At 71.1% G+C, this 21,388-nt stretch carries 19 protein-coding genes and 1 riboswitch; of the genes, 14 read left to right on the forward strand and 5 right to left on the reverse strand.

Annotated elements, in window-relative coordinates; all coding sequences use genetic code 11:
* Window positions 1-192 precede the first annotated feature (192 nt).
* From ACFRAR_RS21490 to ACFRAR_RS21505, 4 genes are all read left to right on the forward strand, one after another.
* Complete coding sequence (locus ACFRAR_RS21490; RefSeq protein ID WP_380699720.1) at window positions 193-489, forward strand: DUF3311 domain-containing protein; 297 nt, start codon at window positions 193-195, stop codon at window positions 487-489.
* A complete protein-coding gene (mctP, locus tag ACFRAR_RS21495) occupies window positions 486-2,096 on the forward strand; it encodes a monocarboxylate uptake permease MctP (protein WP_380699721.1) in 1,611 nt (536 codons plus the stop codon). The genes ACFRAR_RS21490 and mctP overlap by 4 nt, the downstream gene beginning before the upstream one ends.
* A gap of 154 nt (window positions 2,097-2,250) precedes the next feature.
* Complete coding sequence (locus tag ACFRAR_RS21500; RefSeq protein ID WP_380699722.1) at window positions 2,251-3,114, forward strand: histidine phosphatase family protein; 864 nt, start codon at window positions 2,251-2,253, stop codon at window positions 3,112-3,114.
* A 59-nt stretch (window positions 3,115-3,173) separates the two neighbouring features.
* Window positions 3,174-3,668, forward strand: a complete 495-nt coding sequence (locus tag ACFRAR_RS21505; RefSeq protein ID WP_380699723.1) for a GNAT family N-acetyltransferase — start codon at window positions 3,174-3,176, stop codon at window positions 3,666-3,668.
* On the opposite strand, the gene ACFRAR_RS21510 is transcribed toward ACFRAR_RS21505, so the two are convergent.
* The 3 genes from ACFRAR_RS21510 to ACFRAR_RS21520 form a co-directional block, all read right to left on the reverse strand.
* The gene (locus tag ACFRAR_RS21510; protein ID WP_380699724.1) at window positions 3,665-5,356 is read right to left on the reverse strand and encodes an ArnT family glycosyltransferase; all 1,692 of its coding nucleotides are present in this window, start codon (window positions 5,354-5,356) and stop codon (window positions 3,665-3,667) included. The two genes, ACFRAR_RS21505 and ACFRAR_RS21510, sit on opposite strands and share 4 nt — an antisense overlap.
* Window positions 5,357-5,543: 187 nt before the next feature.
* A complete protein-coding gene (locus tag ACFRAR_RS21515) occupies window positions 5,544-7,028 on the reverse strand; it encodes a LamG-like jellyroll fold domain-containing protein (RefSeq protein WP_380699725.1) in 1,485 nt (494 codons plus the stop codon).
* A gap of 108 nt (window positions 7,029-7,136) precedes the next feature.
* Window positions 7,137-8,357, reverse strand: a complete 1,221-nt coding sequence (locus ACFRAR_RS21520; protein WP_380699727.1) for a ricin-type beta-trefoil lectin domain protein — start codon at window positions 8,355-8,357, stop codon at window positions 7,137-7,139.
* Window positions 8,358-8,793: 436 nt separating this feature from the next.
* Between ACFRAR_RS21520 and ACFRAR_RS21525 the strand changes: the two genes are divergently transcribed.
* The 5 genes from ACFRAR_RS21525 to ACFRAR_RS21545 all read left to right on the forward strand — a co-directional run bounded on the left by ACFRAR_RS21525 (window position 8,794) and on the right by ACFRAR_RS21545 (window position 17,309).
* Window positions 8,794-10,212: a glycosyltransferase family 2 protein gene (locus ACFRAR_RS21525; RefSeq protein ID WP_380699738.1), complete on the forward strand. Its 1,419-nt coding sequence runs from the start codon at window positions 8,794-8,796 to the stop codon at window positions 10,210-10,212.
* Between the two features lie 5 nt (window positions 10,213-10,217).
* Window positions 10,218-11,321: a glycoside hydrolase family 26 protein gene (locus ACFRAR_RS21530; RefSeq protein ID WP_380699728.1), complete on the forward strand. Its 1,104-nt coding sequence runs from the start codon at window positions 10,218-10,220 to the stop codon at window positions 11,319-11,321.
* Window positions 11,318-13,489, forward strand: coding sequence for a glycosyltransferase family 39 protein (locus ACFRAR_RS21535; RefSeq protein ID WP_380699729.1), 2,172 nt, complete (start codon window positions 11,318-11,320; stop codon window positions 13,487-13,489). Before ACFRAR_RS21530 ends, ACFRAR_RS21535 begins: the two co-directional genes overlap by 4 nt.
* 62 nt (window positions 13,490-13,551) lie before the next feature.
* Window positions 13,552-13,694: riboswitch (cobalamin riboswitch) on the forward strand.
* 193 nt (window positions 13,695-13,887) lie between these two features.
* Window positions 13,888-16,293, forward strand: coding sequence for a ribonucleoside-diphosphate reductase subunit alpha (locus ACFRAR_RS21540; protein ID WP_380699739.1), 2,406 nt, complete (start codon window positions 13,888-13,890; stop codon window positions 16,291-16,293).
* Window positions 16,293-17,309 (forward strand): ribonucleotide-diphosphate reductase subunit beta, encoded by a 1,017-nt coding sequence (locus ACFRAR_RS21545; protein WP_380699730.1) that lies wholly within the window; start codon window positions 16,293-16,295, stop codon window positions 17,307-17,309. The genes ACFRAR_RS21540 and ACFRAR_RS21545 overlap by 1 nt, the downstream gene beginning before the upstream one ends.
* Window positions 17,310-17,378: 69 nt before the next feature.
* On the opposite strand, the gene ACFRAR_RS21550 is transcribed toward ACFRAR_RS21545, so the two are convergent.
* Together ACFRAR_RS21550 and ACFRAR_RS21555 are read right to left on the reverse strand one after the other, a co-directional pair.
* On the reverse strand, window positions 17,379-17,600 hold the full coding sequence (locus ACFRAR_RS21550; protein WP_380699731.1) for a DUF397 domain-containing protein: 222 nt from the start codon (window positions 17,598-17,600) through the stop codon (window positions 17,379-17,381).
* Window positions 17,593-18,462: a helix-turn-helix domain-containing protein gene (locus ACFRAR_RS21555; protein WP_380699732.1), complete on the reverse strand. Its 870-nt coding sequence runs from the start codon at window positions 18,460-18,462 to the stop codon at window positions 17,593-17,595. Before ACFRAR_RS21555 ends, ACFRAR_RS21550 begins: the two co-directional genes overlap by 8 nt.
* A gap of 225 nt (window positions 18,463-18,687) precedes the next feature.
* On the opposite strand from ACFRAR_RS21555, the gene ACFRAR_RS21560 reads away from it, so the two are divergent.
* The 5 genes from ACFRAR_RS21560 to ACFRAR_RS21580 all read left to right on the forward strand — a co-directional run bounded on the left by ACFRAR_RS21560 (window position 18,688) and on the right by ACFRAR_RS21580 (window position 21,246).
* Window positions 18,688-19,125, forward strand: a complete 438-nt coding sequence (locus tag ACFRAR_RS21560; protein ID WP_380699733.1) for an ATP-binding protein — start codon at window positions 18,688-18,690, stop codon at window positions 19,123-19,125.
* A complete protein-coding gene (locus ACFRAR_RS21565) occupies window positions 19,122-19,400 on the forward strand; it encodes a hypothetical protein (RefSeq protein WP_380699734.1) in 279 nt (92 codons plus the stop codon). Before ACFRAR_RS21560 ends, ACFRAR_RS21565 begins: the two co-directional genes overlap by 4 nt.
* Window positions 19,401-19,643: 243 nt before the next feature.
* Entirely contained in the window at window positions 19,644-20,477 is an 834-nt protein-coding gene (locus tag ACFRAR_RS21570; RefSeq protein ID WP_380699740.1) for a helix-turn-helix domain-containing protein, read from the forward strand.
* A 196-nt stretch (window positions 20,478-20,673) separates the two neighbouring features.
* Window positions 20,674-20,913, forward strand: a complete 240-nt coding sequence (locus tag ACFRAR_RS21575) for a hypothetical protein (protein ID WP_380699735.1) — start codon at window positions 20,674-20,676, stop codon at window positions 20,911-20,913.
* Window positions 20,914-21,003: 90 nt separating this feature from the next.
* Window positions 21,004-21,246: a DUF397 domain-containing protein gene (locus ACFRAR_RS21580; RefSeq protein WP_380699736.1), complete on the forward strand. Its 243-nt coding sequence runs from the start codon at window positions 21,004-21,006 to the stop codon at window positions 21,244-21,246.
* Window positions 21,247-21,388 lie beyond the last annotated feature (142 nt).

Below are 21,388 nucleotides of genomic sequence, written 5' to 3' on the forward strand. Positions count from 1 at the left end.
TCGGCCGGTTGCGTCCGAGTGATGGGAAGTTCCGTCAATTCCGGTGACATGGATCACCCCATGCCCTAGATTGCGCAGCCGTAATGACCTGACTGCCGATCACCGATGGTGCTGCTCGGCGGGTCCGTCCGGCGCCCCGGCGCCGGACGGGCTGCGGCGCCGACGGGGAACCCCTCCGGAGCGGAGCCGAAGATGCCCTCTGATCCCCCCACCGTCGACGCCGCCGGGCCCGAACCGGCCGGCGCCGCCGTCCCGGCCGTCACGCCCGAGCGGGTGCTGGCCGGCCTCGCCCTGCTCGTGCCGATCGTCGCGATGCTCTGGGTGTCCTCGTACGACAAGACCGAACCCGAAGCGGCCGGGACGCCCTTCTTCTACTGGTACCAGCTGCTCTGGGTGCCGGTGTCGGCCGTCTTCACGGTCGCCGCCTACCTGCTGATCAACCGGGACGAGAAGGCCCGCAAGGCGGCCCGGAAGGGCGGTGCGCGATGAAGGACGTCAACGTGCCGGCCCTCGTGGTCTTCGTGCTGTTCTTCGGCCTGGTCACCGTGATGGGCTTCCTCGCCTCGCGCTGGCGCCGCGCGGGCGACGCCGCGCACCTGGACGAGTGGGGCCTGGGCGGCCGCAGCTTCGGGACCTGGGTGACCTGGTTCCTGCTCGGCGGCGACCTCTACACCGCGTACACCTTCGTCGCCGTCCCCGCGGCCGTGTACGCGACCGGCGCGGCGGGCTTCTTCGCGGTGCCGTACACGATCATCGCCTACCCGCTGGTCTTCCTCTTCCTGCCCCGGCTCTGGTCGGTCTCCCGGGTGCACGGCTACGTGACCCCGGCCGACTTCGTGCGCGGCCGGTACGGCTCGCGGCCGCTGTCGCTGGTGGTCGCGCTCACCGGCATCCTGGCCACCATGCCGTACATCGCCCTGCAGCTGGTCGGCATCCAGGCCGTGCTGGACGTGCTGGGCGTCGGCGGCGGGGAGAACGCCAACTGGTTCGTCAAGGACCTGCCGCTGTTCATCGCCTTCGGCGTGCTGGCCGCCTACACCTACTCCTCGGGCCTGCGCGCCCCGGCGCTGATCGCCTTCGTCAAGGACGCCCTGGTCTACATCGTGATCATCGTCGCGGTGATCTACATCCCGATCCGGCTGGGCGGCTACGGGCACATCTTCGACTCGGCCGCGCAGCACTTCAAGGAGGCCAAGGCCGGCTCGCTGACCCTCCCGGAGAACAAGCAGTGGACGTACGCCACGCTCGGCCTCGGCTCGGCGATGGCGCTGTTCATGTACCCGCACTCGGTGACCGGTGTGCTGGCCTCCAAGTCCCGCAACACCGTGCGCCGCAACATGGCGATCATGCCCGCCTACTCGCTGATGCTGGGCCTGCTGGCGCTGCTCGGCTTCATGGCGATCGCGGCGGGCGTCGGCAAGGGCGTCAAGGGCTTCAACGCCCAGCTGTCGGTGCCCCAGCTGTTCGCGGACATGTTCCCGGACTGGTTCACCGGCGTGGCCTTCGCCGCGATCGGCATCGGCGCCCTGGTGCCGGCCGCCATCATGTCCATCGCGGCGGCCAACCTGTTCACCCGCAACGTCTACAAGGACTGGCTCAGGCCCGCCGCCACCCCCGCCGACGAGACCCGGATCGCCAAGCTGGTCTCGCTGCTGGTGAAGGTCGGCGCGCTGGTCTTCGTTCTCGGCATGGACAAGCAGGCCGCGATCAACCTCCAGCTGCTGGGCGGCCTGTGGATCCTGCAGACCTTCGTGGCGATCGTCGGCGGCCTGTTCACCCGCTGGTTCCACCACTGGGCGCTGTTCGCCGGGTGGGCGGCCGGCATGGCCTACGGCACCTGGAAGGCGTACGGGATCGCCAGCCCGGCCACCAAGCACTTCGGCGGCAACGCGGCCGAGATCCCCGGCATCGGCGAGATCGGCTACATCGGCCTGACCGCCTTCGCGCTCAACCTGGTCGTCGCGGTGGCGCTCACCCTGGTGCTGCGGGCGGTCAAGGCGCCGGTCGGCCCGGACGAGACCAAGCCGTCCGACTACAGCGCCGAGACCGGCGACGAAGAGCTGGAGAACGCGCCGGAGCCTGTAGCGGCGCACTGATTCACGCGGTACGCGCCCTGTGATCGCGCCGCCTTCTCCGTGAACACTGGAGAAGGCGGCGCGATCATATGTATGAACAGGCGTGCACGCCGGGCACCACCAGACCGGACCGGCATCCGGCCGGAACCTGATCGACCACGGGGAGCTCGCGGCCATGGCAGAACTCGGCACCACCCTCAACGGCCAGCACCAGTCCACCCAGCACCAGTCCACCCAGCACCAGCACCAGCCCGCCCAGGGCCCGCACCAGCAGCACGTCACCGCCCAGAACCCGCACGTGCACCACGTCAGCGGACACCGCCAGGCGGTGTCCGGCCGGCTGCCGTCGGTGCTGATCGCCACCCGGCACGGCGAGTCCACCGCCAACGTCGAGTTCCAGCTCGCCGAGGCCGCCGGCGCGCTGAGCGTCCCGATCAGCTGCCGCGACGCCGACATCCCGCTGTCGCTGCAGGGCCGGCGGCAGGCCCAGGCGCTCGGCCACTGGTGGGCCGCGCTGCCCAGCGCCGACCGCCCGCGCAGCGTCTGGTGCTCGCCGTACGTCCGCACCGTCGAGACCGCCCGGATCGCGCTCGCCCAGGCCGCCGGGCTCGGCGCCGTCCCGGTCACCCTGGCCGTCCGCTACGACGAGCGGCTGCGCGACCGCGAACTCGGCGTCCTGGAGATGCTGCCCAAGGCCGCGATCGAGGCCAAGCACCCGGAGGAGGCGGCCCGGCGGCGCAAGATGGGCGAGCTGTACTACCGCCCGCCCGGCGGCGAGTCCTGGGCCGACGTCGCGCTGCGGGTGCGCAGCCTGCTGCGGGACCTGTGCGAGGAGGAGTCCGGCCGGCCCGTCCTGCTGGTCGCCCACGACTGCACGGTGCTGATGCTCCGCTACGCGCTGGACCGCCTCAGCGAGGAGCAGCTCACCGCGCTCGGGCCGGTGCACAACTGCTCCACCAGCCTCTGGCGGGCCCAGGACGGGCGGCTGCGGCCGGACGGCTGGAACGGCGTCGGACACCTGACGGCCGCGGCGGACTGACCGCCGGTCCGTTCGACCCCGGAGGACCGCCCCGCCGGCCGGTCCGGCACACTGGCCCGATGGACTTCCTCATCCGCAAGGCCCTCCCCGAGGACCTCGCCGACGCCGGCCGGATCACCGTCGACGCCTTCGTCGGCGACGGCTTCACCTCCCCCGACAGCGGCTACGTCGAGCTGCTGCGCGACGCCGAACGACGGGCCCGGGAGGCCGAACTGCTGGTCGCCGTCGACGCGGCCGGAGCCGGGGTCCTCGGCTGCGTGACCTTCGCGGTCGGCGGCACCGAGTGGGCCGACATCGCCGACCCCCGGGAGGGCGAGATCCGGATGCTCGCCACCGCCGCCGCCTCCCGCGGCCGCGGCGTCGGCGAGGCGCTGGTGCGCGCCTCCGTCGCCCGCAGCCGCGAACTCGGACTGGCCGGCATGGCGTTCTCCACCCAGCCGACGATGACCACCGCCCACCGCGTCTACGAGCGGACGGGTTTCCGGCGCACCCCCGAGCGCGACTGGGAGCCGATACCGGGGATGCGCCTGATGGTCTACACCATGGCGTTCTAGCGGGGCTTCTTGTCGTACCCCGGCGCCACGTAGACGGTGTACCGGCCGTGCTTGCCGCTCGTCACGACGGTGACCACCCGGTACCCGGCGGCCTTCAGCGTCGGCTGGATCTCCTTGTCGATGGCCCCGGTCTGGGTGAAGTCCAGGACCACGACCTTCCACTCGTGGGCCTGGATGCCGGCCTGGATCGCGGGCACCCCGCTCTGCATCTGGCCGGTGTCCGGATCGCGCCGGAAGACGGCCACCAGGTCGTGCCACTGCTGCCAGTTGCTCTGCTCGCGCAGGTAGTACGCCGGGACGTTGTAGTTCTCGACCAGGTAGCGGTCCTCGCCCTTGACGACGTACGGCTCCAGCGCGGCGACGAACTCCTTGGAGTTCGACCACTCCCCGTACATCTCCCGGCCCTGGGCGGTGCCCGCCCAGGCCAGCGGGCCGACCACCAGGGCCGCGGCCACCACGCCGGCCACCAGGTGCAGCCGCTCCCTCAGCCACAGCACCGCGCGGGCCAGCACCAGGCCCACCACGACGCAGGAGAACCAGGCACCGAAGTCGACGTGCTTCTGCAGCGACAGCCAGGTGTGGATGCGGATCTGGTTCACCGGCGCCATCAGCCCGGCGAGCAGCAGGAGCAGCGCCAGCCAGAACTCGGGCCAGGCCGCGCCGCCGCGCCGCCGCGCCCGCACCAGCTGCACCAGCACCCCGGCCAGCGCGACCAGCAGCAACGGGCCGACCCAGCGGGCGGCCTCCGAGGCCACGTAGGAGTACGAGTCGTGGCCCGGGTTGCGCTTCAGGGTGGTGTGGTTGAAGCCGTCGATGCTCTTCTGTCCGGCCGCCAGCGCCGCCGCGCCGATCGTCACCACGAAGGCGAGCAGCACCAGCAGCCCGCGCCGCCAGGCCTCCCAGGTGCGCAGCGACCCGCGCGGCCCGGCCAGCACCGCGATGCCCGCCACCACCGGCACCCAGAGCAGCGCGGCGTACTTGGTGGCGCCGGCCAGGGCCAGCAGCATTCCGGAGGCGACCAGGCTCGGGTACCCGCCGCCGGTGGTCAGCCGCACCGCGCAGTACCCGGCCCAGGCGAGGATCGCCAGCGCCATCGCGTCGTAGGTGGCCAGGCCGCCGAGGAACTGGGTGGGGCCGAGCGCGGCGAAGGCCGCCGCCGCGCAGAACGCCGCGAGCGAGCCGTGCAGCCGCCGGGTGGCCAGGTGCACGGCCACGGTGGCGGAGAGCATGAACGCCAGGCTCAGCAGCCGGGCGCCGTTCAGCCCGCCGAGGAAGTCCGCGACGGCCACCACCACCGGGTAGATCAGCGGCGATCCGGAGAAGAAGGACTCGTAGTCCGACACCGGGTTGCCGTGCCGCAGGTGGGCGATCTCCTGGTACCCGGCGTAGATGTAGGTGCCCTCGTCGATGAAGGCGGTGTTGCTGAGGATCAGGTGGTACGACAGCGCCGCCTGGATCAGCAGGACGGCCAGCAGCGGCAGCCAGTCCGCCCGCAGCGCCGGCCGCGCCGGGTGCTCCACCGGGGGCGGGCCGGACTTGCGGCGGCGCCGGTCGGCGGCCGTGTGGCCCGGCCCCGGCCCGGTGGCCGTCCGGTCACGCTCGCCGAGGGCCACCCCGCCCGGCCTGGCGCCGCCGAGGACCGGCTTTCGGGTGGAGTCGGGCCGGATCCAGCGGCCGTCCGCGCTCATCAGTACTGCTCCTCATCTGGGGACTTCGCACCCGGACACGCCCCTGGCGGGGGTGTGTCCCGGGTGCACCACGGCCGCCGCCCCACACTGCCGGGGGCGGCGGCCGGACGTTCGACAGGGCCGGTCGGCCCTGCGGCGGGTCCCGCGGACGGTGTGCACCGGACCGCGGGATCCGCCCCGGCGGGGGTCAGCCGCCGAGCCAGGCTCCGGTCGGGGCGACGGACGGCGGCGAGCTCGGGCCGGCCACGATCTTGACGATGTCGGCCTCGGGCAGCACCTGGCTCCACACCTGGATGTCGGCGACCGCGCCGTGCCAGGGGTCGGCCCACTGCGAGTTGGAGCTCAGCCGCCCCACCTGGAGGGAGTTGGTGCCGCTCGGCTGCACCCCGGCCGACTTGGCCGAGGACTGCGGGGCGCCGTTGACGTACAGGGTGAGCTGGCCCGACGGGTCGTCGTACACCCCGGTCAGCAGCACCCACTGGTTGACCGTCGCGTCGCCCTTGGACCAGGCGATGGCCGAACCGCCGCCCGGCACCTGGACCTTGAAGTACCACTGGTCGTGCCCGTTGTTGCTCGCCCGGCCCATCGAGTACGAGTAGTACTGTCCGTCGCCCTGGCTGATCGCGCTCCGGTTGCCGTTGGGCACGTCGACCAGCACCCGCGCGGAGACGGTGAAGCTCTTGCCGACGTCGACGACCGCGGCGGACGTCGAGGCGAACGAGTCGGGGCCGCTGGGCAGTTTGAGGACCTGCCCGGAGAAGCCGGTCATCGTCCCCTGCTTGGCGTCGGCCCCCAGGTTGAGCGCGGCCGTGCCCTTCTTCGCGGGCAGCGAGCCGACGGTCGGCGGGCTGTCGATGCCCTTGCCGGGCGGCGTGCTCCCCTGGCCCGACGGGCTCGTCGGGCCGGACGGACCGGGGCTGGTCGGGCCCGGGGTCTGCGGCCCGGGCGTGACGGGGCCGTGCGTCGTCGGGCCGTCGTCCTTCTTCTTGGAGTGCTGGTAGTACCAGAACCCGCCGCCACCGGCCGCGGCCACCACCACGACCGCGGTCACCCCGCCGATCAGCTTGCGCCGGCGGCCGCGCTTGGCGGTCTGCTCGTTCCGGTCGGCCAGCGCCTCCCAGTCGGGCGTGGCGGAGGTCGGCGCCGGCAGGCCGGCGGAGGGCGCCGGCGGCTGGAAGCCGCCCTGCTGCTGCCAGTGCGCCACGGGCTGCTGCCCGGCCGGCGGGAACGGCTGCTGGCCGGCGGCCGGTCCCGGATGCGGCATCAACGGCCGGCCGGGCAACGGCTGTCCCGGCAGCGGTTGACCGGACATCGGCTGTCCCGGCAGCGGTTGGCCGGGCGGCTGCTGGACGGGCGGCTGCGGCTGCTGCGGCGCCACCGGGCCGGGCTGCGGCGCCACCGGGCCGGGCTGCACCGGCCCCGGCACCACCGGGGCGGGCCCACCGCCCGGCTGCGGCACCGGCGGCACCGGCTGCGGGACCGGATGCGGCGTCATCTGCGGGGGCTGCGTGGTTGCGGCGGGCGGCGGCCCGTAGCCGGACGCGGGCCCGAAGGCTCCGCTCGGGGACTGCGGTGGCACACCGGTGGCCGGAGCGGCCCCCCCGGCCGGTGCCTGCTGCGGTGGCGTGGCGGGCTGGCCCGGCTCGCCACTCGGTACCGGTCGATCGCTCATGGGCCGAATGCTAGGGCATCGGCCCCGACACGCCCATGGGGGGTGCGTGGACGAATCGTCAGTACGACGGCCCTTCGCCGGGTGCGACGCCGGCTCACCCGGCCCCGGTCACGCGGCCCCGTTGTAGGGCAGCTTCCAGCGCTGCGAGACGGTGTCCGCGCACGGCCGCAGCTGCACCGCCGTCCCGTCCGCGAGCGCGCCGCCCGCGGTGCCCAGGCACAGCCCGGTGTCCGGGTGCCTCAGCCGCTGCCCCGGGGCGGTGACCCAGCGCTGCGCCGGGCCGCCGGTGCAGTCGGCGAGCGTCACCGAGGTGCGGTCGGCGGCCGGCGCCAGGCAGGCCGCTCCCCCGCGCAGCGACCCGTCGTTGCCCACCGTCCAGCCGGTCGAGACGGCCTGGTCGCCGCAGGACCCGACGGTCACCGGGGTGCCGGCCACCCCGCCGCCGCCGTGCCGCAGGCAGATCCCGGGCGCGCCCGCCGGGACCTCGCCGGCCGGCAGGCCGACCCGGTTGTGGAAGGCGAAGGACTCGCTGCGCAGACCGGTGCCGCCGCTCCAGACCTCGAAGCCGGCCTGCACCCGGCACAGGTAGGAGCCCTTGGGGACGTACCCGCGCGCCATCGCGTCGGCGGTGAACAGCCGCAGGTCGAGGCCGCGGGTGGTGTGGGTCGGTGCCGTGCGCACGTAGCTGATGACGCTGTGCGGGCTGGTGATCGGCGCCTGGTACACGTGGTAGGCCGCGTCCCCGAACGGCTGGGAGTCCGCCACCTTGTCACCGGCGGGCTTCACGTTGTCGGTGGCGTCCAGCCAGATCATCAGTTCGGCGCTCTCGCCCGGCAGGCAGTTGCCCGGGCTGGAGCCGTACCAGAGGTCGAAGGAGAGGTTGAAGGAGCCGCTCACCTTGCCGTTGGCGTCCCAGTCGACGGTGGCGTCGCCGAGCGCGCTCACCGGCACCGGCAGTCCGTTCGCGCCCGGGGCGGTGGAGACGTTGGGGTAGGCGCCCGGGGCCAGCGGGTTCCTGGGGACGAAGTCCTCCGCCCGGGAGAACGTGAACCCGCTCGACCCGACCGGCTCCACGCAGACCGTGCCCGCGGTGTTCCACGGGTTCGGTTCGAGGATCTTGCTGCCGCCGTCCATCACCAGCTTGGGGAACGGTTCCTGCGCGGTCGAGCAGAGGCTCTGCGCGGGCGCCGTCGCCGTGGCGGCCGGCGGCTCGTCCGCCGCCCGGACGTCGCCGCTGCAACCGGCCAGCAGTACGGCGCCCGCGCCGAACGCGGCGACCGCCCTCAGCCCCCGCGCCAAGCGCCCGGCCGTGCCGTCCTCGATGATCATCACTCTTCCCCGCACCGTCCTCGACCGTGGAGCGGACTACCGTACACAAGCGCTTCTGCCACACCTCGTTCACATCACGATCAGAACTCGATATCGGTTCCGAACGGCGAACCGCAGGTGAGGAAAGCGAACGGAAAGGGATCGGTCCCGTACGATCCTGCCGTCCCCCCTCTGCCCGGCCGACAACGGCCGCCGCACGGGGACGGTTCAGAATCGACACGGTTCCGGGGGAGTAGAGCACGTGACTGTCACCGAGGGCCCGCGCCTCGCGGGTAGCGGCCGGCCACCCGCCTCACGGCGCCGGAACCGGCGCGACCCGGGCGCCCGCACCCGCTGGGGCCTGCTCCCCCAACCGCCGGACAACTCCGAGAAGTACCTCTACGCCCGCACCAACCTGTGGGTGCTGACCTGCTTCTCCCTCATCAGCTTCGTCTGCATGGTGACCAGTGAGATCGGCCTGCTGAAGTCGACGCCCTGGTTCCTGTTCTTCATACCCCCGCTCGCCTTCACCGTCGTCTACTACCTGATCTCCCGCTGGGTGCACGGGTTCAACGAGACCTTCGACCTCTCCGCCCACCGGGCACTGGTCAAGTCCTGGCAGCCCGAGCACTATCCGACCGTCGACGTCTTCCTGCCGGTCGCCGGCGAACCGATCGAGGTCCTGCACAACACCTGGACCCATGTCGCCCGGCTGCGCGACCAGTACCCGGGCGACGTCACCCCGTACGTCCTCGACGACAGCAACAGCCCGCAACTCGCCCAGATGGCCGTCGACTTCGGGTTCGTGTACGGCACCCGCGACAAGCTCGGCTGGTTCAAGAAGGCCGGCAACCTCCAGTTCGGCTTCCGCAACTCCGACGGCGACTACATCCTCATCCTGGACGCCGACTTCGCGCCCCGGCCGGACCTGCTGAACGAGATGCTCCCCTACATGGAGACCGACCCGAGCATCGGCATCGTCCAGTCCCCCCAGTTCTTCCGCATCCTGGACTCGCAGAACTGGATCGAGCGCGGCGCCGGCGCCGTCCAGGAGCTGTTCTACCGGACCGTCCAGGTCTCCCGGCAGAAGAACGACGGCGCCATCTGCGTCGGCAGCTGCGCGGTCTACCGGCGCGCGGCGCTGGAGCAGAACGGCGGCACCACGCTGATCGGCCACTCCGAGGACGTGCACACCGGCTTCGACCTGCGCCGCCTCGGCTGGGACCTCCAGTACATACCCGTGGCACTGGCCACCGGCGTCTGCCCGGACAACGTCGGCGGCTTCTTCAACCAGCAGTACCGCTGGTGCACCGGCTCGATGAGCCTGCTCGGCAGCAAGAAGTTCTGGCAGACCAAGCTGCGGCCGGCCACCCGCGCCTGCTACATGTCCGGCTTCTTCTACTACATCCACACCGCGCTGTTCACCATCGTCTCGCCGCTGATCCCGATCGTCCTGCTGCTCACCCGCCCCGACCTGATCCGCTGGGAGAACACCGCGCTGGTGCTGCCCGGCCTGATCTACGCGACGGTCATCTTCCCGCTCTGGCACCGCAACCCCTACCGGCTGGAGGCCTGGGCCGCCCGCATGATGTACGGCTGGGCGCACGTCTTCGCCATCTGGGACATCGTGCGCGGCAGCCGGATGGCCTGGCAGCCGACCGGCTCCAGCGGCGCCAAGAAGAACAAGACCCGCCGGTTCTGGATCGGCGTCATCGCCTGGGGCGGCGGAACGGCCCTGCTCTGGGTGCTGCTGAGCATCTGGCGGATGCTCACCATGGGCCCGCTGAACTTCGCCCTCGTCCTCGCCTCCGGCCTCTTCTACGCCACCGTCGTCGGCCGGGTCCTCGTCCAGCCCCGCCCCACGGAAGCAGTGTGATCGCCATGACCGCCCCCCTCAGACGGGCCGGCCGGCTCCGTCCCCGGCTGGCGCTCCCGCTGCTGACCGCCGCCGGCCTGCTGCTCGCCACCGGCTGCGGCCCCGAGGACCCCGGCTTCGCGATGCAGAACGAGCTCGCCGCCCCGGCCGCCACCGCACCCGGCGCCACCACCGCCGCGGCCCCCGGCACCGGCGCCGCACCGGGCGCGCCCGCCGCGCCGGCCGCGCCCAAGGCCCTGCCGGAGGGCGTCCCGTACGACGTCACCCCGCTGCTCAAGCCCGGTCAGAAGTACCTCGGCGCCGCGCTGCCCAACGTGCCCGCCACGATGGACGCGCTGCCCGCCTACAGCTCCGCGATCGGCAAGCAGCCCAACGTCCTGGAGTTCTACTCCCACTGGAAGGGCGGCTTCGACACCGCCGGCGCGCGCCGGATCCACGACGCCGGGGCGCTGCCCTTCATGGCCTGGGAGCCGCACGACCGCTCGCTCGCCTCGATCGCGGCCGGCGACACCGACGACTACGTGCGCGGCGTCGCCAAGTCCGTCGCCAAGTTCAACCTGCCGATCGCCATCAGCATCGCCCACGAGATGAACGGCGACTGGTACCCGTGGGGCCGTCAGGCCGCCACCCCCGAGGACTTCGTGGCCGCCTGGCGCCACGTCCACGACATCTTCGACCAGGCCGGCGCCACCAACGTGATCTGGGTCTGGAGCCCCAACATCACCGACCCCGCGCCCAACACCCGCCTGGCGCCGTACTACCCCGGCGACACCTACGTCGACTGGGCCGGCATGACCGGCTACTTCACCAAGAGCGGGCCGAAGACCTTCGAGGCCCTGTACGGGCCGACCATGACCGAGATCCGCGCCTTCTGCAAGAAGCCCTTCTTCATCAGCGAGACCGCCTCCGAGCAGGGCAAGCGCCAACGCGCCGACATCGACCAGCTGTTCTCCGGACTGGAGGCGCACGACGACATCGTCGGCTTCGTCTGGTTCAACATCGTCAAGCGGGCGGACTGGCGGGTCGAGGCCGTCCCGGACACCCTCGCGGCGTTCAAGCAGCGCGTGTCCGACCCCCGTTACGGCTTCGACATCCGGAATCCCCGATGAGCACTGAGTCCGACTTCTCCCCCGTCCCGCCCGGCTCCCCCGTCCCGCCCGGCCGCGCCGACCACGGCGCGGTGGCCGAGCCGCAGCCGGACCTCATCGCCCAGGGCCGGGCCCGCCGCCGCGCCGCCCAAGCCCAGCAGGCCGAGCCCGAGCAGGTCGAGCCCGAGCAGGCCTTCACCGGACAGAACTTCGCCGGACAAGGCTTCGCCGGGCAGGGCCGCGCCGAGCAGGACCGCGCCGCCCACGTGCCGGCGGCCGGAACCCGGCCGGACTTCGCCGAGCAGGGCCACGCCGCGTACGACCCGCCGACCGCACCCCGGCCGGACTTCGTCGAACAGGGCCGGGCCGCCCGCCGCCGTGCCGCCCAGGCCGCGATGGCCGAAGCCCGGCCGGAGCCCGTCGAGCCCCAGCCGGAGCCGGTCGCCCCGAGCCCCGTCGCCCAGGACCCCGTCGCCCCGAGCCCCGTCGCCCAGGGCCGGGCCGCCCGGCGCCGCGCCGCCCAGGCCCAGTCGGCCGAGCCCGAGCAGGACTTCGCCGGACAGGGCCGCACGGCCGTCGCCGTGGACGAGGCCGTGGACGAGGCCGGGCCCCGCCGCACGACCGGCGCCGTCGACAACCCCGACGGCATACCGCTGGCCCCGTACACCATCCCGGAGGTCCCGGCGATCGGCTGGGACCCGGGCACCAGCCCGCGTCGGCGCTGGATCGCCCGCGGCCTGCTGGGCGCCGTGCTGACCGTCCAGGCCGCGCTCTCACTGCGCCTGCTGGCCGCCGCCCACCCCGACGAGGCCGCCACCATGGTCGCCGGCCGCCAACAGCTCGACCACCTGCTGCACGGCACCACGGTCACCACCGACCTGGTCGAACGAGTGCAGGGCTCGCCCTGGCTCTACCCGCCGCTGGCCGGCGCCGCCGCCGACGCCAACGGCATCTGGGGCACCCGGCTGCTCAGCCTCGGCTTCGCGCTGATCACCACGGTGCTGCTGTACTCGCTGACCCGGCGCCTGTTCAACGAGCGGGTGGCCATCTGCGCCATCGCCGTCTACGCCGTCCTCCAGTCCACCGTCGTGACCGGCTTCTACGCCGCGCCCGAGTCCCTCGCCGTGCTCCTGGTCGCGCTCGCGGCCTGGGCCACGGTGTTCACCGCCCGCCGCCATCCGGCCCTGGCCCTGCTCGCCGCCCCACCCGCGGCCCTGGCCTGCGCCGTCGCCTACTCCGCGGCCTTCGCCCTCCCGGCCCTGGTCGCCCTCGCCTTCGCCTGCGCCCGGCCGTACCACCGGGCCGGCCCGGCCGCCCTGCGCGCGCTGCTGGCGGGCGCCGGCACCCTCGTCCTGCTGCTCCCGGGCGGCACGCTCGGCAAGCTCGCCGGGTGGTCGCCCTCCCAGGGCAACACCGCCGGCTCGGCCGGCTCGATCCTGCTCTCCACGCTCCAGTGGGCCGGCCTGTTCACCGTCCTCGCGGTGGCCGGCACCATCGCCTACGCGCGCCGCGAGCAGATGAACGAGCACGACGCGCCCGAGAAGGACCCCGTTCCCACGACCCGGGGCCAGCGCGCCCTGCTCGGCACCGTCCTGACCGTCACCGCCCTGCTGGTCCCCGCCGCCCACGTGTGGACCGGCACCTCCGGCGCGCTGTTCCGCCACCTCGCCTACGGCATGCTGCTGGCCGCCCCGCTCGCCGGGGTCGGCCTGACCCGACTGGTCGGCGCCCACTTCCGCCACCCCCAGCTGGGCATCCTGGTCTGGGTCGCGCTGCTCGCCCTCGGCCTGGAGCAGTCCGCCCTGCGCTACCAGAACGGCCCCGACTCCGGCCGTCTGCTGGCCGTCCTGCGGGTCCACACCGAGCCCGAGGGCCGCTACCTCACCGAGGTCGACGGACTCGCCGAGTACTACCTCGGCGGCGTCTCCAAGCCCGAGCAGTGGATCTCCTCGCGCACCGGCACGGAGTACCGCGACGCCGCCGGGGTGCAGCACCACGGAGACGACGGCAGCGTGGCCGCGATCCGGGACGGCTGGTTCACCGTGGTCGTCCTCGACAGCACCGCGCCGAAGGCCACCGACCGGGCCCTGAGCGACGCCGTGACGGCCTCCGGCAACTACCGGCTGGTGGCCCAGTTCACCTCCCCGACCGGCGATTCGAGCACGTACAAGGTCTATCTCAAGCACTGACGGGCCACCCGGTCCATCCGCACCCGCGACACGACAGGCACAACATATGGTGCCGCCGCAAGCTGGCGGCACTACATGTATGCTCGCTTCTGCTGTCGATGCAGGGGAACCCGGTGCGAATCCGGGACTGCCCCGCAGCGGTGTGCGGACGGCTCCAGCAGCCGTACCGCGAGTCCGAGTACCTGCCGACGGCCTGCGCCACGGCCCTCCCGCAGAGGCCGCGCGCCAGCACGAGCAGTACACCTCCGGGCCTCGCGGGCGGGCCGGGGAGTCACCGTCGCGCGACGCCGTTTGCGTTCGTGCCGTGCTCCCCTGCCCCGATCGGCCCGGCGGCCCCCGATCACCGCCGCCGATCGCCGCCAGGAGAGAGCGCCTTGACCACCGCCGCCTCAGTCACCCTGCCCGCCCAGGGCACCGGTACCGCCTTCACCGACCCGACGGTCTCCGACCCCGGCGGCGCCCTGCTGCGGCTGCTCACCGACCGCAGCACCGACCTCACCGAGGTCGACCCCGGCCACGTCGCCGCCGCCGCGCTGCGCGGCCGCCACGCCGGCTCGGACTTCGCCGAGCTGCGCGGGCTGGCCGTGGACGCCGCCGCGTCGATGATCGCCGAGGACCCGCAGTACTCGAAGCTGGCCGCCCGCCTGCTCGCGCTGGAGATCGTCGACGAGGCGAACAGCCAGGGCTCGGTCTCCTTCTCCGCCTCGATCGCCGTCGGCCACGCCGAGGGCCTGATCGGCGACACCACCGCGGACTTCGTCGCCAAGCACGCCGCCGCCCTGGACGCGCTGATCGACACCGCGGGCGACGACCGCTTCGAGTACTTCGGCCTGCGCACCGTGCAGTCCCGCTACCTGCTGCGCCACCCGATCACCCGCAAGGTGATCGAGACCCCGCAGCACTTCCTGCTCCGCGTCGCCTGTGGCCTGGCGGTCGGCGACACCGAGCAGTCCGTGCGCGAGGTCGCCGAGCTGTACGGCCTGATGAGCCGCCTGGAGTACCTGACCTCCTCGCCGACGCTCTTCAACTCCGGCACCCGGCACCCGCAGATGTCCAGCTGCTACCTGCTGGACTCGCCGCTGGACAACCTGGACTCGATCTACAACCGCTACGCGCAGATCGCCCGCCTCTCCAAGCACGCCGGCGGCATCGGCCTGTCCTACTCGCGCATCCGCTCGCGCGGCAGCCTGATCCGCGGCACCAACGGCAAGTCCAACGGCATCGTGCCGTTCCTGCGCACCCTCGACTCCTCGGTCGCCGCCGTCAACCAGGGCGGCCGGCGCAAGGGCGCGGCCTGCGTCTACCTGGAGACCTGGCACGCCGACATCGAGGAGTTCCTGGAGCTCCGCGACAACACCGGCGAAGAGGCCCGCCGCACCCACAACCTCAACCTGGCGCACTGGATCCCGGACGAGTTCATGCGCCGGGTCAACGCCAACGAGGACTGGTCGCTGTTCTCCCCGGCCGACGTGCCCGAGCTGGTCGACCTGTGGGGCGCCGACTTCGACGAGGCCTACCGCAAGGCCGAGCTGGCCGGCAAGGCCGTCCGCACCATCCCGGCGCAGACCCTGTACGCCCGCATGATGCGCACCCTGGCACAGACCGGCAACGGCTGGATGACCTTCAAGGACGCCTCCAACCGCGCCGCCAACCAGACCGCGCTGCCGGGCCGCACCGTGCACTCCTCCAACCTGTGCACGGAGATCCTGGAGGTCACGGACGACTCCGAGACCGCCGTCTGCAACCTGGGCTCGGTCAACCTCGGCGCCCACGTGGCCCCGGGTGCCACCGCCGACGACCTGGTCAACGCCATGGACTGGGAGCGGCTGGACGCCACCGTGCGCACCGCCGTCACCTTCCTCGACCGCGTGGTGGACATCAACTTCTACCCGACCACCGAGGCCGGCACCTCCAACTCCCGCTGGCGGCCGGTCGGCCTCGGCGTGATGGGCCTCCAGGACGTCTTCTTCAAGCTGCGGATCGACTTCGACTCGGCCGAAGCCGCGCGACTGTCCACGCTCATCGCCGAGCGCGTCATGCTCACCGCGTACGAGCGCTCCGCCGACCTGGCCGAGCAGCTCGGCCGCCACGAGGCGTACGGCGAGACCCGCGCCGCCCGCGGCGAGCTGCACATCGACCACTTCCCGACGGCCGCGCCGCAGTGGGGCGAGAAGTGGGACGCGCTGCGCGCCCGCATCGCCGTCACCGGCCTGCGCAACTCGCTGCTGCTGGCCATCGCGCCGACCGCGACCATCGCGTCCATCGCCGGCGTGTACGAGTGCATCGAGCCGCAGGTGTCCAACCTGTTCAAGCGCGAGACGCTGTCCGGCGAGTTCCTCCAGGTCAACCCGTACCTGGTGCGCGAGCTCAAGGAGCTCGGCGTCTGGGACCAGCAGACCCGCGACGCGCTGCGCGACGCCAACGGCTCCGTCCAGGACCTGAACTGGCTGCCGGAAGGGGTGCGTTCGCTGTACCGCACCGCCTGGGAGCTGCCGCAGCGCGCGCTGATCGACCTGGCCGCGGCGCGCATGCCGTACCTGGACCAGAGCCAGTCCCTGAACCTGTTCATGGCGGCGCCGACCATCGGCAAGCTCAGCTCGATGTACGCCTACGCGTGGAAGGTCGGTCTGAAGACCACCTACTACCTGCGTTCGCGCCCGGCGACCCGCATCGCCCAGGCCGCGTCCGGCACCGCCCGCGCCGCCGCCCCGGTGCCGGTGAACACCCCCTCCCTCACCCCGGAGCAGGAAGCCGCCATCGCCTGCTCCCTGGAGAACCCCGAGTCCTGCGAGGCCTGCCAGTAATGTCCGACGACCGCCAGAAGATGCTGCTCGACCCCGGCTTCGAGCTGACCCTGCGCCCGATGCGCTACCCGTCGTTCTACGACCGGTACCGGGACGCCATCAAGAACACCTGGACCGTCGAGGAGGTGGACCTGCACTCCGACGTCGCCGACCTGGCGAAGCTCAGCGAGGGCGAGCGCCACCTCATCGGGCGACTGGTCGCGTTCTTCGCGACGGGTGACTCGATCGTCTCCAACAACGTGGTGCTGAGCCTCTACAAGCACATCAACTCCCCGGAGGCGCGGCTGTACCTGTCGCGTCAGCTGTTCGAGGAGGCCGTGCACGTCCAGTTCTACCTGACGCTGCTGGACACCTACCTGCCCGACCCGGAGGACCGCAACGCGGCCTTCGCCGCGGTGGAGAACATCCCCTCCATCCGCCAGAAGGCCCAGTTCTGCTTCAAGTACATGAACGCGGTCGACCACATCGACTCGCTCCAGACGAAGGAGGACAGGCGGGCGTTCCTGCTCAACCTGATCTGCTTCGCGGCGTGCGTCGAGGGCCTGTTCTTCTACGGCGCGTTCGCCTACGTGTACTGGTTCCGGAGCCGGGGCCTGCTGCACGGTCTCGCGACCGGCACCAACTGGGTGTTCCGCGACGAGTCCATGCACATGGACTTCGCGATGTCGGTCGTGGACACGGTCCGCGAGGAGGAGCCCGACCTCTTCGACGACGAGATGGCCAAGCAGGTCACCGAGATGCTGGAGGAGGCCGTCGAGGCCGAGCTCCAGTTCGCCAAGGACCTCTGCGGTGACGGTCTCGCCGGCATGAACACCGAGTCGATGCGCCAGTACCTGGAGGCCGTCGCCGACCAGCGCCTCGCGCGGCTCGGCCTGCCGATCCGGTACGGGTCCACCAACCCGTTCGGGTTCATGGAGCTCCAGAACGTCCAGGAGCTGACCAACTTCTTCGAGCGCCGCGTGTCGGCGTACCAGGTGGCCGTCGAGGGCTCGGTGTCCTTCGACGACGACTTCTAGGCTAAGACGTACGGACAGACTGAGAGGTGCCCCGCACGGCCACAGCCCGTGCGGGGCACCTCTGTCTGATCAGTCGGCCGAAAACTCCCCGGACTTGACCCCGGCGAGGAACGAGACCCAGGCATCAGCCGCGAAGAGCAACGCCGGCCCACCCGGGTCCTTCGAGTCACGCACCGGCACTACATCGGTGACGCCAGTCGCGATCTCCACACAGTTGCTTTGCGCGCCTGAGAACGACGACTTTCGCCAGATGAGGTCGGCAGCGGCCGCACCCTGCGGGACGCTACTCATCGCTGTACTTTCCTTTCGCAATGCGCTCGACGAGCGCGATCGACTCCTTGCGCGGCAGAGACTCGGCCAACGCCCGGCGGAACAGGTTGGAGTACTTGAAGACCTCGCCAGGCTCCTCGATGTAGAGCGTGCTGAGGAGGCTGTCCACGTACACGACATCCGTCTCGGTACTCTCAGGGAAGCTGAGGATCACCAGTGGCCCGAACAGCGCTGCGTGAACATCCGATTCCTCCGGCAAGACCTGGATGTTGATGTTCGGCTGATCCGCCATGGCGACCAGATAGTCGAGTTGCTCCTGCATCACAGCCCTCCCACCAACCTGGTGCTTCAAGGCCGACTCCGACAACACAACCCACAGCCGTAGCGGGGATTCCCGCGTCAGCACCGACCGGCGCTCCAGCCGGACCTTCGTCAGCTGCTCCACCTGTTCGACACTGGCGTCCTCTATCTGCGCCCGCACGACAGCCCGGGTGTAGTCCTCCGTCTGCAACAGGCCCGGGATCAGGAAGGTCTCCACGCTGTAGGCGTCCGAGGCATCGGCTTCCAACGAGATGTAGTCCGCATACAGCGGCGACAAGGTATCCGAATACCTGTCCCACCAGCCGCGCAGACGCCCATCCCGAGCCAAGTCCTCCAACTGGCTGCGTGTCGCTTGGTCCGCCACTCCGTAGAGGTCGAGCAGCAGCCTGAGATCTACGAGTCTGATCCCGGACTGCGCGGCCTCGATCCGGCTGATCTTGCTTTCAGCGCAGACCAGCTGCCTCGCTGATTGAGCGATCGTCAACCCCACAGCAAGCCGCATCTCCTTGAGAGTTCGAGCGAGCCGCCGCTGTCGGACCGTCGGATTCCTGTTCACCGGCATGCGTGACCTCCCCGCGTCTATGCGCTGCCAGTCTGCCGCCCCCAGCCCACGACAACAATTCTTGATCACTTCCAAAGTGGGGACTTGCACTTTGGAAGTTCCCAGGAGCATGCTACTCACCGTAGATCGCCGATCTACAAACCGTGATCATGGCGGGCTAGTCACCGGGCATCCCCTTGCCTTCTTCAGCCGTCTTCACCCCGCACAATCGGAGGTGGCCCTGCCATGCCTGAAGACCTTCCGCCCTCCCCCGCCCCCGCCGAGCGGAGCTGCTGGTTGCCCCGGCGCCGCGACTCCCCCCGCGCCGCCCGCTGGGCGCTCCACGACTTCCTCCGCCCGCATCCCTGCGGCGAACTCCTCGTCTTCACCAGCGAGTTGCTGGTCAGCGAGCTCGTCACCAACGCCGTCGAGCACTGCCGCTCCCCGCTCAACCACCTGATCCTCGTCCGCTTCAACCTCTCCCCGGACAACACCCTCCGCATCGAAGTCCACGACGCCGACAGCGAGAAGCCCATGCCCGGCCACGCCTCCCCCACCTCCGAGACCGGCCGAGGCCTGTTCCTCGTCCAGAAGTTGGCGACCCAGTGGGGCTGCTGCCCGCGCGAGGGCGGCCTCGGCAAGTTCGTCTGGTGCCACATCTCCCCCGAGGCGGCCGCCGCGTGAGCACCGTCCGTGCCGGGATCGCCGGCCTCATGAACCCCACCGACTTCCCGAGCGTCGACCATGCCCTCCCCGTCCTCTGGGAGCGGGTACGCGACCTCCCCGTCCGCGAGGCCCACCGCGACTTCATCCGGCTCCTCATCGGCCCCGGCAGCGGCGACAGCATCGCGAACCGCCTCACCAGCAGCGGCATCTGGAGCACCACCCTCTACGTCGGCGAGATGACCGGCTGGACCGCCCACCCGATCACCATCACCATCACCACCCGGCAGCCCTGACCTGACGCGGCGATTCATTCCGGCGGGCCCTTGCCACCGCAAGGGCCCGCCGGGAGAGCACGGGAACCCGAACTCCGCACACATGTCCGGCGTCGGGCCGATTCCCAGTACCGGAAACGCAAACCTCTTGCCCGCACCCAGCCCCCTCGGGAGCATATTCGGTAGACCGGGCGAGGAAAGGACATGGGGGCTGAGACCATGCTCGAAAGGCTGTCCATGACAATTCATCCAGTATCCCCGCGAGTGAACAAGGCCCAACTCGGGCCAGCGCTACGGGAGCTCCGAAAGACCTCCGGAATGGAAGCCAAAGCTGTGGCTCGCGGCGCCGTCATGTCCCAGAGCAAGCTGAGCAAGATTGAAACGGGAAAAATCTCACCCACCGTCATGGACGTGGAACGAATTCTCACGGCCATGGGAGTGCCCGGCGAAATCAAGGTCGAGTACATGGCCGCCGCAAGGGCCGAGGCCACGGAGGCAACGGCCTGGCGCCTGGTCCGACGCCTGGGCTATCACCGCAAGCAACAGCAGATCAAAGCGCTGGACGAATCGGCCGAAATCATTCGCGTTTTTCAGCCCTCCTTGGTGCCCGGCCTGCTTCAGACTCCCGAATACATGCGAGCCGTATTCGAGAGGAAGGACCTCAGCGAGAAGCAGCTCTCCGGAGCGGTTTCAGGTCGGCTTGCGAGGCAGCGGGCCCTCTACGATGTCGGCAAGACGCTGCAGTTCCTCATCACAGAGCCCGTTCTACGCTGGCGCCTCGTCCCAGCGGCCATGATGGCCGAGCAACTGGACCACATCATCTCCGCTTCCCGCCTCGAACATGTCGATATCCGGATCGTTCCGCTGACTGCGCCGCAGACCCAGACCTCGGCGCACTCCTTTGTGATTCGCGACGACCGCACGGTCACGGTCGAGACCGTTCATGCCGAACTGGCCGTCACCGACCCTCGTGACGTCGAGATGTACGTCCGCAAGTTCAACGGGTTCTCCGACATCGCCGTCTCCGGAACTGCGATGCGGAGGTTGATCGAAGGAATTCGAGACGGATTTCTCGAAGAACAGGAAGGCGCCTCATAGCGCCCCGACATGAATGGACTTCCGGCCAACAGCCACCCGCATCGGCTGGACCTCCGTGCACAGGAAGTCGGCCGGCCCGACTTCCTGTGCACGGAGGCAAGTTCTTTCGGCAACAGGAAATCGTGCCGGAACAGGCCCGGCTCGCTTGTAATTTGGTGGCTCACCGAATCGATCCACGAGCCCGGGGAGCCCCTTGATGTCCACCGCGAAGTCCGCGCAACCGACCAGGACCCCGCGCCGCCGCCGGACGCACGCGGAACTCATGGAGCTGGTGAACAACAATCCGGTCCGCAAGGACCTGACGACCGGGCGCCTGGTCGAAATCGTCGGCGCCCAGAACGGCCGAGCCCTGGTCCGGCCGCTGTTCGAGCCCGACACTCCCCCGCGCCAGGTACCGGCCGACCAGCTCACCACCCGTATCGATCTGTGGCGCTGACCTTCCCCCCTCCCCTCATTCTTCCGCCCAAGTCCTGGGCGGAGCGGGGCCGCTCCTCGCCGCCCCGAAGCGACACCGGAAGGTGCAGCGATGACCGATCACAACCTGTACGAACTCGACCTCTCCCAGGTCGAGTTCACCCGCGCGTGCGGCGGCAACCAGGGCGGGGGCGACGACGGCGAGTCGTGCGTGACCCTCGGCGCCGTGCCGCAGGCGCCCGGCGTGTTCGCCCTCGGCGACAGCAAGCGTCCGGACCGCGCGCCCCTGCTGTTCACCGCCGAGGAGCTGGCCGGCGCCGGGATCGACCCGGCGCGGTTCGGCCTGTCCGTCTGACACCCCCGAACCTCCCCGGCCGCCCGCACTCCGCTGCGGGCGGCCGGGGGCCCCCACGCGCCCCAGGAGCACCACCCCGGCACGTCCCAGGCGACGCATGGGCCGGAGACGGCCGGCAGCGGGCGAAGGAGGCGGGGCGCCG

Origin of the sequence: Kitasatospora sp. NPDC056651, assembly GCF_042792155.1 — a bacterium.
GTDB lineage: Bacteria > Actinomycetota > Actinomycetes > Streptomycetales > Streptomycetaceae > Kitasatospora.